The organism is Haloferax namakaokahaiae, assembly GCF_042663225.1.
Lineage (GTDB): Archaea > Halobacteriota > Halobacteria > Halobacteriales > Haloferacaceae > Haloferax > Haloferax namakaokahaiae.
Genome location: NZ_JBHTAA010000001.1, coordinates 705,391 through 722,245 on the forward strand (window position 1 = coordinate 705,391; position 16,855 = coordinate 722,245).

At 57.8% G+C, this 16,855-nt stretch carries 15 protein-coding genes; 5 read left to right on the plus strand and 10 right to left on the minus strand.

The genetic code is table 11. The features are described 5' to 3' along the window. Positions 1 to 32: 32 nt before the first annotated feature. The 5 genes from ACFQJC_RS03840 to ACFQJC_RS03860 all read right to left on the minus strand — a co-directional run bounded on the left by ACFQJC_RS03840 (position 33) and on the right by ACFQJC_RS03860 (position 4,560). Positions 33 to 941, minus strand: a complete 909-nt coding sequence (locus tag ACFQJC_RS03840; RefSeq protein WP_390221928.1) for a DUF4350 domain-containing protein — start codon at positions 939 to 941, stop codon at positions 33 to 35. Then, complete coding sequence (locus tag ACFQJC_RS03845) at positions 942 to 1,217, minus strand: hypothetical protein (protein ID WP_390221929.1); 276 nt, start codon at positions 1,215 to 1,217, stop codon at positions 942 to 944. A 116-nt stretch (positions 1,218 to 1,333) separates the two neighbouring features. Continuing rightward, positions 1,334 to 2,590 (minus strand): ABC transporter permease, encoded by a 1,257-nt coding sequence (locus tag ACFQJC_RS03850; RefSeq protein WP_390221930.1) that lies wholly within the window; start codon positions 2,588 to 2,590, stop codon positions 1,334 to 1,336. Continuing rightward, positions 2,583 to 3,818 (minus strand): FtsX-like permease family protein, encoded by a 1,236-nt coding sequence (locus ACFQJC_RS03855; protein WP_390221931.1) that lies wholly within the window; start codon positions 3,816 to 3,818, stop codon positions 2,583 to 2,585. Before ACFQJC_RS03855 ends, ACFQJC_RS03850 begins: the two co-directional genes overlap by 8 nt. Beyond that, complete coding sequence (locus ACFQJC_RS03860) at positions 3,811 to 4,560, minus strand: ABC transporter ATP-binding protein (RefSeq protein WP_390221932.1); 750 nt, start codon at positions 4,558 to 4,560, stop codon at positions 3,811 to 3,813. Before ACFQJC_RS03860 ends, ACFQJC_RS03855 begins: the two co-directional genes overlap by 8 nt. A 125-nt stretch (positions 4,561 to 4,685) precedes the next feature. Here ACFQJC_RS03860 and ACFQJC_RS03865 point away from each other — a divergent pair, with 125 nt between their 5' ends. Continuing rightward, positions 4,686 to 5,219: a metal-dependent hydrolase gene (locus tag ACFQJC_RS03865; RefSeq protein ID WP_390221933.1), complete on the plus strand. Its 534-nt coding sequence runs from the start codon at positions 4,686 to 4,688 to the stop codon at positions 5,217 to 5,219. Positions 5,220 to 5,293: 74 nt separating this feature from the next. Here ACFQJC_RS03865 and ACFQJC_RS03870 read toward each other — a convergent pair whose 3' ends face one another. From ACFQJC_RS03870 to ACFQJC_RS03880, 3 genes are all read right to left on the minus strand, one after another. Further along, complete coding sequence (locus ACFQJC_RS03870; RefSeq protein WP_390221934.1) at positions 5,294 to 6,472, minus strand: cell surface protein; 1,179 nt, start codon at positions 6,470 to 6,472, stop codon at positions 5,294 to 5,296. A gap of 110 nt (positions 6,473 to 6,582) precedes the next feature. Then, positions 6,583 to 8,895, minus strand: a complete 2,313-nt coding sequence (locus tag ACFQJC_RS03875; protein ID WP_390221935.1) for a PGF-pre-PGF domain-containing protein — start codon at positions 8,893 to 8,895, stop codon at positions 6,583 to 6,585. A 41-nt stretch (positions 8,896 to 8,936) separates the two neighbouring features. Next, a complete protein-coding gene (locus ACFQJC_RS03880) occupies positions 8,937 to 9,116 on the minus strand; it encodes a hypothetical protein (RefSeq protein WP_390221936.1) in 180 nt (59 codons plus the stop codon). 460 nt (positions 9,117 to 9,576) lie between these two features. On the opposite strand from ACFQJC_RS03880, the gene ACFQJC_RS03885 reads away from it, so the two are divergent. The 4 genes from ACFQJC_RS03885 to ACFQJC_RS03900 all read left to right on the plus strand — a co-directional run bounded on the left by ACFQJC_RS03885 (position 9,577) and on the right by ACFQJC_RS03900 (position 14,708). Next, entirely contained in the window at positions 9,577 to 9,828 is a 252-nt protein-coding gene (locus tag ACFQJC_RS03885; RefSeq protein ID WP_390221937.1) for a hypothetical protein, read from the plus strand. 533 nt (positions 9,829 to 10,361) lie between these two features. Further along, a complete protein-coding gene (locus ACFQJC_RS03890; RefSeq protein ID WP_390221938.1) occupies positions 10,362 to 11,600 on the plus strand; it encodes a glycosyltransferase family 2 protein in 1,239 nt (412 codons plus the stop codon). 149 nt (positions 11,601 to 11,749) lie between these two features. Further along, on the plus strand, positions 11,750 to 13,279 hold the full coding sequence (locus tag ACFQJC_RS03895) for a flippase (RefSeq protein WP_390221939.1): 1,530 nt from the start codon (positions 11,750 to 11,752) through the stop codon (positions 13,277 to 13,279). 70 nt (positions 13,280 to 13,349) lie between these two features. After that, on the plus strand, positions 13,350 to 14,708 hold the full coding sequence (locus tag ACFQJC_RS03900) for a sulfatase (protein WP_390221940.1): 1,359 nt from the start codon (positions 13,350 to 13,352) through the stop codon (positions 14,706 to 14,708). Positions 14,709 to 14,798: 90 nt separating this feature from the next. On the opposite strand, the gene ACFQJC_RS03905 is transcribed toward ACFQJC_RS03900, so the two are convergent. Both ACFQJC_RS03905 and ACFQJC_RS03910 read right to left on the minus strand, forming a co-directional pair. Further along, complete coding sequence (locus tag ACFQJC_RS03905) at positions 14,799 to 15,644, minus strand: alkaline phosphatase family protein (protein WP_390221941.1); 846 nt, start codon at positions 15,642 to 15,644, stop codon at positions 14,799 to 14,801. Between the two features lie 171 nt (positions 15,645 to 15,815). Then, positions 15,816 to 16,709 carry an alkaline phosphatase family protein gene (locus tag ACFQJC_RS03910; RefSeq protein ID WP_390221942.1) on the minus strand — a complete coding sequence of 298 codons (894 nt, stop codon included), beginning with the start codon at positions 16,707 to 16,709 and terminating at the stop codon, positions 15,816 to 15,818. Positions 16,710 to 16,855 lie beyond the last annotated feature (146 nt).

The window sequence follows — 16,855 nt, forward strand, 5'->3', positions numbered from 1 at the left end:
CCGCGACACGTCGGTCCGGTGCTAACCCCGTGCTACGACGCCCCCGAGCGCCTCCGTCCGAGGGCGACGACGATACTGAGTCCACCGGCACCGAACACCAACTGGAGCAGGGGTGACGCACGAATCGCGTGCAGTGCGACCTGTAGCGGCGGCCGTTCGTCCACGTGCGAAACGTCTACGAGCAACGACTCGTGTTGACCGACCAGTGCCTCGACGAACGCGCGGTTGTCGGAGCGTTCGAGCATCGAGTTGATGAACAGACTCGGGTCGCCGACGACGACTACCTCGCCCGACCCGAGCCGTTCGACGGACACCACCGGGTACGACCGGAGCGTCTCGTTCTCGTCGAGGGTGGCGTCGCCGTCGCGGTCGAGATACGAGAAGTTCGACGAGCGGGCGAGCACGGTCGCCCCATTCGGCTCGATGGTCGTCGGGTGATTCAGCGTGAGTTGGTCCACGTCACGGGCGAGTGGGTCCGACGCTGTCCGGGTCGCTATCGGAAGCGACCCGGTCTTGTACTGGTGTCTGTCGTCCCGAAGCGGCGTCCCGTTGACTCGCGCACGGGCACCGAGTCGGGCGAGCAGGTCGTTACTGTTGGGTCTGAAGTCGTCGGCGACGACGAGCGTCCCGCCGCTCTTGACGAACGATTCGATGCGAGTCGCTTCGGCGGTCGTGTAGCCCCGTTCGGGCGAGACGACGAACGCGACCGTCTCGGGCGCACTCACGTCGTCGTACTCGGTGGTGTTGTAGACGACGGTCGATTCCGTCTCGGCGTCCGCAGCGACGTCACGAATTCCGGAACCGCCGTCCCACGCGGTGTTGAACGCGCCGTAGGTGGACGCCGAGGTGCTGGTCCCGAAGCCGACAGTGAGGAGTAACGCGAGACAGAGACCGACGACGAGAAGGGTCGGAGTGCCGACCTCACGTGACCCGATGCGCACTCAGAGCACCCCCGGCGGGAGGATATCGAGAATCCGTCGGACGACGATGTAGCCGAAGACGACGAGACCGCCGCCGATGACCCACAGGAGTCGCCGTCGCCACGTCGGCGTCACTCCGATGGGTGCGGTGAGTTCCACGACGACGAGAAAGCCGATGAGCGACACGACGAACACCAACTCGTAGGACAGCGAGTCGAGGAGGACGAGCACGAGCGTCGCTCCGAGCATCCAGGCGAGTTGCGCGCGGAGGAACCGCTCGCGTCGTGCCGTTGCCATACACTCTCGTGGTGGGGCGGGGATAACTAAACTATCGCTTGCCAGACAGGCGAGCGTGAGGTGGGAGTGAGAGGAGAGTTCAGAGGAGTGAGGGGAGAGGACAGACGACCCGAGCGTTACAGATGGTCGAGCGGTCTGATACTCGAAATCTGCCGACTGACGGCGAGCGAGGAGACGACGCTCACGACGAACGCGATGGCGAAGCCGCCCGCGAGAACCGACACGGGGAGGGTGACGAGGTCACCGAAGCCGACGAGGAGTTCGGCCATGCGATTCAATCCCCGTGCGGCCGGGAAACTCAACGCGACGCCGAGTAGGCCGCCGACCGTTCCCAGGAACAGCGCCTGAAAGACGAGCGTCGTCGAGAGCGTCGAAGAGGACGTGCCGAGGGCTTTCAGCGCGGCGAACTCGCGTTGCTGCTGGTAGACGTGCGATAATAGGATGTTCACGGTGAGTGCGAGCCCGGCGAACAGCGCGAGGAAGACGAGACTCGCGCCCGCCGCCATGAGCACCGCCTGGTCGCGGAGGAGTTCGGCGAGTTGTTCCTCGTTGGTTCGCACGTCGTAGTCCGGGTACGCCGATTCGAGTTCGGTTGCGACGGTCTCCGGGTCCGCACCGTCTTCGACCGTGAGCGTGACGAGCGTCGCCTCGTCCGACCCGGTCGTTCCAGTGATCTCCTGAAGTTCGCTCAGGTGGACGACGACGCTCGGCGCGCCGAGGAACCGAGAGAACGTCGGCGAGATACCGACGACAGTGAACTCGTTTTCGCGGGCGATTCCGGTCGTTCCGCCGATGTACAGCGAGTCGCCGACGGAGATGTTCATCATCTCGGCCGTCCGCTGGTCGATGACCACCTCGTGGGTCATCGGTCCCGAGTAGTCCCCGTCGGCGTAGTGCACGTCCGGTGAACTGAATCCAGAGCCGTTGGTAATCTGAACAGACCCGCCTCGCGCGGGCGCGCCGACGCCGACGAGCGTCTCGTAGTCCGACGAGTTCGACCTGACGTACACCGTCTGGAAGGCCATCGGTGCGGCCACCCGAACGTCGTCGCGGGCGTTCAACTCGGCTTCTAACTCGTGTGCACCGACGATGGTGTTCTCGAACCCACCGACGCCGGTCGGCGAGAATCTGACCGGGCCGCCGGTCATCCAGATGTCGCGGCCGGCCGAGTCGAACTTCTGTTGGCCCGTCTCGATGACGCCGAGACCGGTTCCGGCGAGGAGTGTCGCGGCGAGGACGGCGAGCGTGATTCCGAGGACCGTGAGCACCGTCCGACCGCGGGCGTGGTCCAGTTGCGCGACTGCGAGTCCTGCCGCGGCACGAACCCGAGCGAGGCGCGGGAACGTCGCGGACTCGGGTGTCGAATCAGTCACGCGACATCGCCTCCAACGTCGGCGTCCGCCACGTCAGCCACGCGGGATAGACCGACGAGATGACGCCGATGAGTCCCGCGACGATGACGCTGTAGGCGACGAGAATCGGGTCGAACAGGGCGACTCGAACCCCGAGGAAGTCCTGTGTGAGTGCGTTCGTCAAGGCGATGCCACCGACGCCTGCGACGACGCCGACGACGCCGCCGACGGTGGAAACGATGACCGTCTCGGCGACGACGAGCACCGTCTGTGAGCCAGTGCCGTAGCCCATCGCCGAGAGGACGGCGAGGTTCTTGCGGTCGGCGGTGACTTCGAGACCCATCATCGTGGCGACGAACAGCACGCCGACGAGGACGGCGACGACGAGCGAGACGGCCGCCACCGCCAGCGGGAGGCTCGACGTCGAGGCCCCGCGAACCGCCAACCCGGTCTGGGTGACCACGGTCGTCTCTGGGTAGAGCGCCTCGATATCCGACTTCACGCTCGGCGAGTCCGTGCTCACGAGGAGTTGGTCTGCGAGGTCACCCTGCGCCGACCCCGTCATCGTCTGGAGTTCCGAGAGGTGGACGAGCGCGACCGGAACCGGACCGACGCCGCTCGACAGGTCACTCTCGCGGACATCGACGACGGTGAACGTCGCCGTCGAAGCCCCGACTGTCGCCGTCACGTCGTCGCCTTCGGAGACACCCAGTAACTCCGCAGCGGCGCTGTTGAGGACGAGTTCGCCGGTTCGTGGGCCTGTGTAGGTCCCGTCGGCGTAGTGCGGGTCGCCCGGGGTGAGCGCCGCCGTCGAGACGCCGATGACCGCCGTCGGCGTCTCCGGCGGGACGATGCCAGCGGCGAGGACGTACTCCGTCTTCTGGCCGTCTGCTGGGGCAATTCGGACGAGCTGCGTCTGGACGGGCGTCGCGTACTCGACGCGCTCGTCGGCCCGCAGCCGCTCGGTTATCGAGTGTGTCTCGCCGAGTTGCGGACTGCCGACCGAGACGGCGACCGACGAGGCAGTGCTCGCCTCGGGGACGACCCAGTAATCGACGCCCTCGCTCTGGATGGCGTTCTCCGCGCCGATGCCGAGCGCGATGCCGCTCACCGTCGTCATGAGTGTCACTGCGAGAGCCACGCCGAGGATGCTCAACAGCACCTGCTTCGAGGACGACGTTCGAAGGCGGCCGAGGACCCGTCTCCCGGCGAGACCGACGAGACCGACGAGTCGGTGCCGCCTAGGCATCGCTCACCACGCGGCCGTCACGGAGTCGAACGACGCGGTCCGCGCGGTCGATGACGTGCTGGTCGTGCGTGGCGACGACGACCGCACGGCCGTCGGCGGTCTCTTCGACGTAGTCGAGGACGCGGTGGCCGGTCTCGGTGTCGAGTTCGCCGGTCGGTTCGTCGGCGACGAGGACCGCCGGGTCGGAGACGAGTGCGCGAGCGATTGCGACTCGCTGTTGCTCGCCGCCGGAGAGTTCACCCGGTTTGTGCGTGGCGCGGTCACCGAGTCCCACCTGTTCGAGGAGTTCCACGGCCCGGTCGCGGCGCGCGCGTTTCGACACGCCGCGTTCGATGAGCGGGAGCGCGACGTTCCCCCGCGCAGAGAGCGATGGCAACAGGTGGAAGTGTTGGAAGACGATGCCGACCGTATCGCGTCTGAGCGCCGTGCGACCGCGAGACGAGAGCGATGCGGTGTCGGTCCCGGCGACGGAGATGGTACCCCGGTCCGGGGTGTCGAGCGCGGCGAGGAGGTGCAAGAGCGTCGATTTGCCGCTCCCGCTCGGGCCGGCGATGGCGACGAACTCGTCGGTCGAAATCGAGAGCGAGACCTCGTCGAGCGCGCGGACTGTCGGCACGTCGGCCTTCGACGAAAACATCGACGCCGACCCGCGGGCGTACTCGCGGACGACGGTACGGCACTGGAGGGCAGCGACCGAGTCGTCTTTCGGGAGAGACTGGTCTCTGACGACCGAATCAACCATACCAGCACATGATGGGTGAGGTGACATATACCTACTGTGTCGGCCGAGGCGAGACGCCGAGTCGGCGACCGTCCCTCATCGCGGGACCACACGGTTGATAACCGTCGGCGTCGTCCCACTCGATAGTGTTTCCAATCGGTCATCTCGCACTCGGATATCTCTCGGCCGCGCTCGTTCGAACCGGTCGCGGCCACCGACTCCCCGACCAGTGGGTTCTCGTGGCGGCATTGCTCGGGTCGCAACTGCCGGACCTCATCGACAAGCCGCTGGCGTACTACGACGTACTCGTCAGCGGGCGCTCGCTCGGACACTCGCTTTTCTTCGTGCTTCCCGTGTTGACCGTGGTGTTCTTCGCGGGGCGGCGAGCAGGCTACGGTGAGTACGCGCTGGCGTTCGTGGTCGGCACGCTCTCGCACTTTCTCGGCGATACGTATCGGCTCGCACTGGCCGGCGACTGGGAGTCACTCACCTTCTTACTGTGGCCCGTCTTTCCGGCGACCGTATACCCGTCCGACGGGATTCCACCGTGGATTCGCGTCATCGACTCGATTGGCCAGCCACAGCATCACGTCGAGTACGCACTGGCGGCCCTCGCGTTCACACTCTGGATGTACGGCCGCTACACGCGACTTCAGCGCGGGTCGAGAGTGCAAGCCTGAGGAATCGCTGAGTTCGAACCTGCGGGGCAGAACGTCGAGCGCTGCACCTCGACGGCGTGAACACCGACAGCGAGTCAGTCCTGCGCCAGTCGCCGGCCGACCGCATAGGTGACGAGGAGACCGAAGATGACCTGTGGCGCTGTGTTCGGAAGCTCTGACGACGTCGTCTGTTCTTGCGTCGTCTGGTCGTTCGGCGTTTTTTCGTTCGGCGCCAACACGGTGTCGGTGGAAGTCGCCGACGTGTCCGTCTTCGCGGTCGTCGTCTCTTCGAACGTCGTGGATTCAGTCGTCGTCTCTGCCGTCGTCACCATCTCGGACGTCTCCGATGGCGTCTCTGTGTCGGTCGGCGCGGGTGTCGTCGTCTCGGACGACTCGGTGGTAGACGAACCGCTGTCCGGTGGCCCGCCGTCCGGTGGCCCGCCGTCCGGTGACCCGCTGTCCGGTGGCCCGCCGTCCGGTGACCCGCTGTCCGGTGACCCGCCGTCAGACGAGCCATCGCCTCCAGAATCCGACTCGTCGGACGACTCGGTGGACTGTTCGACCACGTCGATGGCCACTTCGTCGCTCACGCCGACGAGTTCTCGTTCCCCGAGAGCTGTGCCGTCTGACCGAACGACTGCATAGAGTGAGTAGCCGCCCGGTGCGAGTTCGTCGGTCGGGACGGTCGCACGGTACGTCGATTCTCCGGCGTCCGTGGCATCGACTCGAACGTGGTTCGAGCCGTTCGTGGCGGCGATTTGTACCTCTCTGACTGGTTCGCCCGACGCGACTTGGTCGAGTTCGACGGCGACATCGAGTGCCGAGCCTGCTTCGACAGTCGTGTTCGATTCGACCACGACAGCGTAGGCGCGAACCACGAGGGGTTCGACCGCGTACACCTCGTCGGCCGACTGATTGCCGACGGCGACCGCGTACGTGGCGGGGTCCAGACCGTCGGTATGGAACGTGACCGTCGTCCCACCGCTGGCGGTTCGACTCCGTCGAATCCGCTGTTCGGCGTCGAGGACGGAGAGCGAATAGTCGGCGTCAGACGGTGCATCGACCGAGATGGTGACACGCTCGCCGACGTCGGCCCTGCCGACCTGCGTGACCGTGAACTCGCCGTAGGAGGTCGAGACGTCTCGGTCCACGGTATCGATTGCACCGTCGATGGCGATATCGTAGCCACCGGCGGCGAGCGAGGAGGGTGCGACAGCGACGAGGAGGAGTGCGCTGACGACGAGGACAGAACTCGAGATGCGGGGTCGAAGCATCAAGCTACGATTGTGTGACCGTCGCTAAAAGTCTGTAGGCAATCACGTCGGGTCGCCACCCTCGGCACGGCCGTGTGAAAACCCGGCCGCAATCGAGTGGTGTGGCGTGGTCAGTCGTGGCGGACCGCCGCGAGCGCAACAGCGAGGAGTGCGACGAGCGCGACGACGACGCCGAACCCGGGCACGGGCGAACTCGTCGTGGTCGGTTCGGCCGTCGTCTCCGTCTCGGCGGTCGTGGTGGTGGCCGTCTCCTCGGTTGGTGTCGGCTCTTCGGTCGTGGTCGTCTCTTCGGTTGGTGTCGGTTCCGCGGTCGTCGTGCCGCCGTCGTCTACCTGCTTGGCGACGACTGCGAAGTAGGAGAATCCAGGGGTCTCGGCTTCGATGACGACCGTCTCTCCGGAGTCGTTGACGACGCGCGTTTCGAGCGTCTCCCACGCGCTCGTGTCGTCGTCGTAGCGTTCGACCTGCAAGTCGTCGGCGCTCACGCCGAGTTCGTCCAGTTTGCTCCGTTTGACGGTGAGCGTGAGCGTCGCCGGTTCGTCCTCGACGGCATCGGGCACGTCGATTTGGAGCCAACTGACCGGCTTGCCAGTCGGTCGCCCCAGGGTTCCGGGGAGACCCGCCCGTTCGCGGACAGTGACTTTTCCGCGTACGGTGCTATCGAACCCAATCGACAGGCCGGTGACGCCACGGCCGTCAGGTAGTGACCCGTCGAACTTCTTCTCCAGCGAGAGTTGGCTGCTGTCGTAGGTTCCATCGGCCTTCAGCGGCGGACCTGCGTTGCCGCCACCGCCGCCACCGCCAGCAGGAGTGTCGCCGTCGTCATCGTCGTCGTCCGTACCGCCGTCGTAGCCACCGCCACCGCCGTCGTTGCCGCCACCAGTGCTACCGCCGCCACCGCTCGCTTCCGTCACGGTGATGCTCCCGATGGATTCGCTGTTGACTCGGAGCGTGTAGGTTCCCGGCGTGTCTATCGAGACGGTGTAGGTGAGCGTCTTGGTCTTCCCGGGGTCGAGTTTCGCGCACTGCCGTCCAATCTCGTTCCCGTCTGCTTTGAGTTTGGCAGCACACTGACCCACCTTCGTCCCGTAGTTCTTCATCGTGACGGTGACCGTGAACTCCTCGCCCGCTTCGACCGAGGTCGGTGAGATACTGACCGACCCGGGGACGACGCGAGTCCACGGTGCCGATTCGTAGACGCGGAGGAGTTCGCGGTTCGAGACGGTCTTCGTCGTCCCCTTCTCCGTCGCCACGTGCACGAGGACGTACTCGCCGTCGGGACCCTCAGGAACGGGAACGTCGATGGAGGTGTCCGCGGGGCCGACCGTCGTCACGGCCGTCGCATACACCGTCGCTTTCGGCTCGACGACGGTGACGCCGTCTATCCGCGATTGCGAGGTGGAGTTGTTCAGGCGTTCGAACAGTGACATGGCGGTCGTGGTCCCACTGAACGACTGACTTCCGGGCTTTATGCCCATGATGTTCGCCTCTTCGGAGAGGTTGGCCGACCCGTTTATCTCCGCGATTTCGGTCTCGACCGTGACGTCGTCTCGGTCGGTCGCGTTGATGGTGTGGTCGTACTGGTCGAGCGCCGTCTCGTTGAAGACCGCAATCGTGTGTCTGACGTCGCCCGAGAGTCCACAGGCGTTCACATCGACGGTCGTCGTCTCGCCTTGCTTCACGAGGGGATCGGTCACGACACAGGACTTCCGTTCGTGGACCGGGACGGCATCGACACCGACGACGGTGACGTTGCCGTTCGTCTCGAGGTTGCCATCGTCGTTCGCGTCCGAAAAGCCCGTTCCGTCATCGACGGTGACGACCGCGACCATCCATATCCCGGACTCCGTGGGCGTGAACGAGAAGTCGTTGACGCCGCTCTTTCCGGTCCCGTCGGCGACGACTTTCGCGGTGATATCGTCGTTCGTCGTGAGGTTCTCAGCGACGGCGGCGGGTGACCGCGGCACTGAGGCACCCGATTCGACCTTCGCCGCGACGAGTTGCACGTCCTCGCCGTCGATCAGATCGACGTTCCGGATGCCCTGGAAGGTAAAGGGAATCCGTTCGCCCTTCTTGTACACGTACGCTGGGTTCTTCAGGAGGTCTTTCTTCGTGTTCTGGTCGGTCCGGACGAACGTATTACCGGTCTTGACCTTCCACTCCGCGGCGTTCTGGAACTGCGGGTCGGTCTTGTTGGGTCGAAGCGTCAGTATCGATCCGTCCCAGACGCTGATGTTCTCGGTCGCGTTCGTGAGTTCGTCGTCTGGAACGCTGAGGCTGTTTGCGGGTGATACTCCCCCCGGTGACCCATCTGTGGTGGTCTCGAAACCTGCAGCTGCGGGACCTGCAACGACCGAGAGGACCACGATGAGTGAGAGTGTGAGACTCAGCCCGTTCAAGCTGAGCCTACGGCGGCGGCTCATGTGTATTTCGACTAATAGAATAGACATAATACTTTTGAATGTCACGATTTCATCACTATCTGTTCGAGAATATCCCACCGTTTTATCTGCTGATTCCAGCGGTAGTCGCCATCTGTGGGTGGCGTACCGACCGACACATCCACCGTTACCGGTGTGAACCTTGTCACGGCTACGCCGACGCCGATGGCCGTGTCGAACGGTTGCGTTCGGTCTTCGAACACGGGTCATCCGCCGGGCGAGTCGTACACCTCGACTGTCAGAGCGGTTTAGTATAACACTCTTATTGCTGTTATACCAGCGCGACTCTCGGTGGGGTATGAATAGACAAGCTCCCGCTCATCGAACGCGGCGACATGGGTCGCGTGCGCGGAGTTGGACAACGACTGCGCTCACACTGCTCGGCTCGCTCGTTCACCACCATTCAGGAGTGAGTCGGTTCGAGTGACCGACGAAGCGGTACAGCGTCGAGAGATGTCTGTCGGCCGCGGTGAGTTCCATCTAGCACATACCATCTCTACATGTGTAGTACACGTACGCGAGCCGTCTCACACGGTCTGAATCGAGTCGAAAAGTGAGAACAATTATGCCACTGCGAATTGGAGTATTGGTTGAATCGGTCCGTCGTCGTCGAGGGGACGAGACACGTAATCACCAGCAGCATGCCTCGAACAGAATCACGCAATGGATAAGATACGATACGACGCAGGGGATATCGTCCCGGAGGAGGTTACTCCGGCATCTACCAGTCGAGTGTTCATGCAGTTCGCCGTCCCCGTCGAGATTTACTACGGGTTCGGTCGGGTGGTACACATCTATCCGACAGAGCGGATAGAAGACCCAACGGAAATCTTCGCGGTGGACGATACGCCAGTCGAACTGTTGGTCACGGACGACGTTCAGTTGTACACGACTCCACCCGACGAGTTGCAGTGACAGGGGTCAAACGAGACGTTGCGGGTTCGTTTTCTCGATCGACTCGAAATATCTCTCCGTGGGTTACGCCGTTCGAGGACGGCGTATCGACTTCGAGGACTGTCGGAGACGTCACGAGCGACTGTTCGGCCGGCGCTACTCCGTCAGCGCTACTCCACCAGTGCCGGCCGATGCGTCACTCGCGTTCTCGTCGCCACCGACGGAACCGACGTCTTTTCTGGGAGGTAAAACAGCCATATCTTTGTTATACCTGCGTCGAGATGACCGTCACACCGGTGTGGAGAGCGTCGGAGCGTCGAGTTTCGGTGACGGACGGCGAACCCCTACAGAACGCGTGAGCGCCCCCTCAGTGAGGAATATTCCTAATATTGTTCCCCAGACCTATCAGCGTTGCAGACTTTGTAGACGATAAACTCTTTATGACCGAACTTTCCTCTATTATGTAACAAGCGTCAGCCAAGCGTGTGTGCTCTCGTACAGTCCGTGTACAGAGTCGCATAGCGGCAGCTGAGCCACTGAACCAAGACGAACTCATGAGTACGAAACTACGTTCCACGCCCGACGTCTCACAACAGGAGACCCGCGAGGTAGCGGACTCCTCGGACGGCCAACTAAGCGGCGACGAGTTACTCCTGCCCGCAGAGAGCGACCTCACGCCGACGCTGTCCGTCGTCATGCCGACGCTCAACGAGGAGGGAGGCATCGCCGAGTGTATCGACCGAATCACGAACGCCCTCGAAGCACTCCAGGTGTACGGCGAAATCGTCGTCTCGGACAGTTCGACCGACCGAACGCCCGAGATTGCCGCGGAGATGGGTGCCATCGTCGTCGAACCCGACCAGAAGGGCTACGGCTACGCCTACCTGTACGCGTTCGAGAAGGCCCGCGGCGACTACATCGCCATGGGTGATGCCGATACGACCTACGACTTCGAGGAGTTACCGAAGTTGCTCGACCTCGTCGAGTCCGGCGAGGCGGACATGGCCATGGGCTCTCGGTTGGAGGGCGAGATTCTTCCCGGGTCGATGCCACCGCTCCACGAGCACGTCGGGAATCCGCTCCTGACGAAGTTCCTCAACGTGTTCTACGGGGCCGGCGTGAGTGACGCCCACAGCGGGATGCGCGTGTTCTCGCGCGAGGCGTGGGAGACCATGGACTGTGACTCCACCGGCATGGAGTTCGCCAGCGAGATGATCATGGAAGCCGGGGCGAAAGACCTGGAGATCGCCGAGAAGCCGATTACCTACCACCCCCGTGAAGGGGAGGCGAACTTGGAGAGTTTCCCCGATGGCTGGCGACACGTTCGGTTTATGTTGGTCAATGCGCCGGGGTATTTGTTTTCGGGGCCTGGGTTTGGGATGATGTTGGTCGGTGTGCTTGGGTTGGCGCTCGCGTTATTTGGGTTGGAGATTAGCGGTGCTCAGTTTGGGATTCGAACCGGGATCGCTGGAGGGCTGTCGATGCTCGCTGGCTTCCAGCTGATGTTCTTCGGCGCGTTTGCGACCGTCGCCTCGAATCCCGTTCGTGGGTCGTCTGACCCCTTTACGACGTGGTTCACTGAGCGGGTCTCGTTAGAGCGTGGGGCGTCTCTTGGGGCAGTCGTGTTCCTCGGCGGCGTCGTCTACATGGGCCTCTTGGTGTACACGTGGGTTACGAGTGGCTTCAGTGCCCTTCCAATTGCGGTTGCTGACGTTGCCGCGACTGTGGCCGTCGTGGTGGGGTTGCAGATGGTGTTTGGGTCGTTCCTGTTGGGGTCGTTCAACAACGATTAGTAACAGAAGTCCCATAGATACGGAAATTAGATGTTCGTAATTAGACCGGCATTTTCAATTACTTACGAGCCACAGATTTCATCACAACTTGGTCCTGGAATTAGGTAGTCTACTAATGAACACCTCTACAATCATATCTGGAGTCAATTGTGTCTGATATTGCAGAATCAATTGGTTCGTTAGCCGAGAGTGCAGTGCTAATGATGGTTGGCTCTCTAGTTGGAAGGTCACTTGGATTAGTTGCAGAGACACTTATCGCTCGAGAACTGGGTCCCGAATTATTCGGAGGGGTGGCATTGGCATATACGATTGTGATGACCTCTGGAAACATCATTCTCCTTGGAATTCACGATGGTGTGACTAGACTAACATCAGCTGAAACAAATTCTTCAGATAAATTGGAGTTCGTTCTTGCAGGAGGAATTACCGCTGCACTCGCAGGGACAATAGGTATGATTTTCATGGGTTTATTTTCTGAGGGACTCGCTCAGATTATGAACCAACGGTCGCTAGCAAGATACCTGCTATTCATCGCACCGTATCTAATCCTTTTTCCGTTATCGAAAATCATCATTGCAACTCTCCGCGCTGAAGGACGGAGTGTCGCCACAGTCCTTTCACGGGCAATTGCTGCTCGACTAGGTGGCGTCGGTATCCTTGTCTGTCTCCTGTTTTTTGGCTGGACAACAGGAGCGGCGATAACATACTGGCTTAGCGTCCCGACAATAATAATTCTTGCAGGCGGGGGATTCGTTATTCGTTCTGAATCAATAGAAATCGAAGACTTTTCTCTACCATCTAAAGATTCATTTTCGAACTTATGGCAATTCTCGTGGCCGTTAGCACTCAGTTCTATTGTATTTCTACTCTTGTCTCAATTTGACGTGCTGATGATTGGGTACTTTCTGGATGCGAGTAGTGTCGGGAACTACCGTGCAATCCAACCTCTCCGCCAAGCAGCCACAGTTGTACTAACGTCCTTCAGTTTCCTCTTTCTGCCCCTCGCGACCAGATCCTACGAGCAAGGTGAATTTTCAGAATTGAATCGTTTATTCACTACGATTACAAAATGGTCGGTAGTGATTACACTGCCAGTCATTCTCATGTTCGTATTTGCAGCCGATGAAGTAGTCTCCATCTTGTTTGGTCCTGCATATGGAAATGCCGCACTACCTCTTTCCATTCTCTCGGGCGGGTTGTTTCTCCGAGCATTAGTGGGACCAAATGGGGATGTGGTAAAAGCAATTGGCCACACAAGGTTCGAGCTGTATTCGGGACTCAGCGGCGTTGCAGTGAATTTTTGTCTAAATATCTTACTGATACCTGCATATGGTATTGCTGGTGCAGCAGTCGCGACAGTCTGTGGCTATGCCGTATACAATCTACTCGAGCTCTATCTGATCTACAGAGAAATAGGAATCAGTCCGTTCTCGATCGACATCTTAAAACCTGTAATCGCTTGCACACTGGTTGTTTGGGCCTTTTACTCTCACATTCAAGTCGACAGTAAAATTGTGTCGATAATAGTTGTGGGTGTCACTTCGGCGGGGGTAACCGTAGTTTCACTTGTGGCCACAAAGAGCATAGAAGAAACCGATCTGTTACTAGTTGATCGGCTTGAGAGTAGACTTGGGCGAGAACTGAAGCGGACACGACAAATACTGTATTTGGGAAGATAACCGGCGACCCGATACTAAATCAACGCATGGTGAATCTTTTAATCAAGAAACACACACTATTCCTCAACAGATGAATATCGTATTGATAGTCCTCGATACTGCTCGAGGCGATATCACAAATTCACTCATAGAAGACGGAGAGCTTCCCAACCTGGCTGCACTCGCCAAGAATGGTCAATGGTACACCGATGCGCGCGCAAATGGACCATGGACTGTTCCCTCCCACGGAAGTATCTTCACGGGAGAGTATCCGAGTGAGAGCGGAATAACCGGCGATGATCCCACGTACTATAATGTTCCACTTGTTGAAGAACTAAGTTCGAAAGGATACGCAACTGCTGGGTATTCCGCAAATCCGTGGTTAAGTGCTGAATTCAACTTCAATTCAGCATTCGACGTATTTCACAACAAATTTGACTATGATCCAAATGGTATATCAATCTCACATTTGTTTAGGGAAAGCACCAATCCATCGGACCTCTTGATGACATTTTTTAGTGAAATTCGAGACAAACCCGTGGCATCATCATTAATTAATTTATTATTCTGGGCATATCAACGTTCCCGTAGAAAAGATTCTGGAGGGAAATACCTTCTTTCACGTGCAGCGGATCGATTGGTAAAAGACCCTGAAAGAGACGATTTCATATTCGTGAATGTCACAGAACCACATCTTGCTTACAGCGTGCCGGATGAGTGGCTACCAAAAGATATCACAAAATCTGATTTAAACAATATTGAGCAAGATCCCGCACAGTATAATGCCAACATTTCAGACATTTCCGAAGACGAATTCGGTATTCTGCGAGATACATATCGGTCAACGTTGAAATACGTCGACCATCAGCTAGAGCAGTTAATAAAGAAAGCATCTGATAATACGACTATCATCGTAGCAGGTGACCACGGTGAGCTTCTAGGTGAGCACAATAGATTTGGTCATCAGTATTCACTCCACCGAGAGTTGCTGCACGTTCCACTGGTAATCAACGGACCAACAATTGAACCAAAAAAAGTCACTGAAACAGTTGAACTCAAAAGTCTCTGCGAAATTATTCTCGGACTCGCAGAAAATGAAACTAGACGTCTTCCAGAACAGCCCTACCACATCGCAGAAACGATATCTCCTAGGCCATCTTTGGCCACTCTTAAACAAAAGGACGGATCAAGTCCTGGTGAGTATGTATATATGTATAATCACGGGGCTAGGTCCATCACAAGTGACAGGGGCAAACTCATTGAATTCCCGGATGGTGATGTCAAGTTCATCAACGAAGACGGCAGTGAAGCGACCGCTTCACAAGAGCTTCGAGAGTCATTACACTCAACCCTAGCAAACGAATGCGGAGAAATTATCTCAGGGAGGGACACTGACCTCAAAGTTTCTGAAGATATAAAATCTCAACTCAAGGATTTAGGCTACGCGTGAAGGTTGAACTCCAACATCACATCAGTCAAATGGAAATTGTTGTAGCATGTTGGATAGACTCGTCATCTTTGGAGATTCGCCACAGTTGAATCAGGCATAACCAAGAGCAGACAATTGCTCTTGACGGCTAATGCCAGTGTTTTTCTCAAGCCATTCGTTGGGTGAACGCTCGCCAGAATCTGTTGCAGTGGTCTCTATCCAAGGTACTTTACGCAGATTCGTCAACGGAAGGTTAGGAGGATGGCCATACACTCCCCACTCACCTGTTGAGTTTCCGTGGTCAGAGGTCACAACCACTTTTTTTGCTTCCACATTTCGTAAAAGTTCAGATACCTCATCAAGGCCCAATCGAAGATTCTCCCGATATCCATGCCAAACGTCGTCAAACTTGAGACCACCATCGCCGAGTCGTTCCCAGACATCTCGCCAATCTTGGTTTCCGAATTTGTCGAGTTCCTTCCCCTTACTTAGTTCAGGTGCTGAAATGAATGGGCAGTGGGGTTGCATGTAGTGAGCGATAACTCGCTCATGTTCTTCCTCACGCATGAGACGAATTGTCTCATCAGTCACCGCCTCAGGAGGAACAGTACCTGGATCAGTCCATGCTGAGCGCCATAATTCAATCAATTCTGCGAATTCATTAGCCTCTAGTTCACTCTTGCTGAACGGATTTCCACAGATGTACGCGGTGTTTTTCATCTCTGTAAGTCGATCACGTGTGAAAGTACGCCTCATCCAGAAAGCAGTCGTACTATCAACGGACCAAATGTTGTCAAGATTATTTGCCCATCCGTAATCACCGCTAACCTCTTTCATCAGGTCATATCGGCAAGCATCCATCACAATAAGTAAGTCCCAATCTTCGTCATAAATAGACGTTCCCGAAGGCCTGATTAGATTTCCTCCTGAAAGAGCTTTATATTTCACTGGTTGCATCGACTCTTTGACTCCATCCAGACCATTAGCACGGACTCGATCGAACGATTTTGCCAACCAAGACTGTATATCCATAATCACTCAATGAGAGTTTTGTGTCTTGTTACTTCTGGTTGAATTGTTCAAGTTCCTCGCATAAGGCCATATGCCGGCCCAAAAAATCTGTTTGGTTTATTCCGCATAGCCCATTGCTCTCAGATGTTCTGTGAGTTCTTCATCGCTCCGTGAATGGTCGCGTCTAGGTTCATCCGAGATAATCTCTCGCCGGTCATCAAAAGGCAGTTCGAACCAGGGAATACGTACTAATTCATCGTAATAGACACTAATTGGGTGACCATATTCTTTTAGATAGAACGGTGGTTTCCGTTCCCCAAGCATTTCACCATGGTCGGCAGAGATCACAGTTTTACCGTCGATTTTGGATACCAAGCGCCGAACTTCAGGGATTACGTGGTCAAGAGTATCTCTATATGCTTGTTTCAATGTATCATCGGGCGCGTTTGTTTTGCCCATGAGTTGTGCGACGTTGAGGCTTCGAGCATCCTGGAAGTATTCACGAGCGGTTTCGCCAACATAGGGCGCATGGGGCTGAACGTAATGAACCAGCAGCCGTTTATTGGGTGATTCACGGTGTGCTTCAATCGCAGCATCAGTAACGTCACCGGCGCCAACGGTTCCCATCTCGTTACGGTAGTCCTCGCTCGTTAGCCATTCAGCATCAAATATTGATGCATTGATGTCATTTTTCAAACGGTCTAACCACCCATTTGCGGCCACATATACCAAATCAAATTCTTCTCTTCCCGAAAATGTATTTGTCACCCACTCTTTGGTTGCCGAGCCTAAAGAACGCTTATTTGAGAGGTTGCCTTCTAAATCGTGTCGTGACACTGCCGACCGAAATTCGTCATACCGGCAAGCATCGAGAATAACCAACGTATCCCAATCTTTGTCTAGGAAGTTTTCTCCATTTGGAGATGACCGGAATACTGTCTTTCTGAGCGCCTCTCGCTGAATCGAAGTCGGCTGCTGAAGTGCGTAATGTAATTCTTTTAGCGAATACATTGTTAGCTCACATCAGATGATAAACCAGATACTATTTAGTCATTGTTAGTCAATCATCTATTTTATTAATTATTCCTGCCATGTCTTGGCGGGATTTGGTGATCTCATTACCAATATGCGGGGAAGGCGACCTCGGCACCACCGGG

Bases quoted from the DNA above. Each gene is read 5' to 3' on its own strand.
- ACFQJC_RS03845 (WP_390221929.1), bottom strand. From the start codon at position 1,217: ATGGCAACGGCACGACGCGAGCGGTTCCTCCGCGCGCAACTCGCCTGG.
- ACFQJC_RS03855 (WP_390221931.1), bottom strand. From the start codon at position 3,818: ATGCCTAGGCGGCACCGACTCGTCGGTCTCGTCGGTCTCGCCGGGAGA.
- ACFQJC_RS03860 (WP_390221932.1), bottom strand. From the start codon at position 4,560: ATGGTTGATTCGGTCGTCAGAGACCAGTCTCTCCCGAAAGACGACTCG.
- ACFQJC_RS03870 (WP_390221934.1), bottom strand. From the start codon at position 6,472: ATGCTTCGACCCCGCATCTCGAGTTCTGTCCTCGTCGTCAGCGCACTC.
- ACFQJC_RS03875 (WP_390221935.1), bottom strand. From the start codon at position 8,895: ATGAGCCGCCGCCGTAGGCTCAGCTTGAACGGGCTGAGTCTCACACTC.
- ACFQJC_RS03885 (WP_390221937.1), top strand. From the start codon at position 9,577: ATGGATAAGATACGATACGACGCAGGGGATATCGTCCCGGAGGAGGTT.
- ACFQJC_RS03890 (WP_390221938.1), top strand. From the start codon at position 10,362: ATGAGTACGAAACTACGTTCCACGCCCGACGTCTCACAACAGGAGACC.
- ACFQJC_RS03900 (WP_390221940.1), top strand. From the start codon at position 13,350: ATGAATATCGTATTGATAGTCCTCGATACTGCTCGAGGCGATATCACA.
- ACFQJC_RS03905 (WP_390221941.1), bottom strand. From the start codon at position 15,644: ATGCAACCAGTGAAATATAAAGCTCTTTCAGGAGGAAATCTAATCAGG.
- ACFQJC_RS03910 (WP_390221942.1), bottom strand. From the start codon at position 16,709: ATGTATTCGCTAAAAGAATTACATTACGCACTTCAGCAGCCGACTTCG.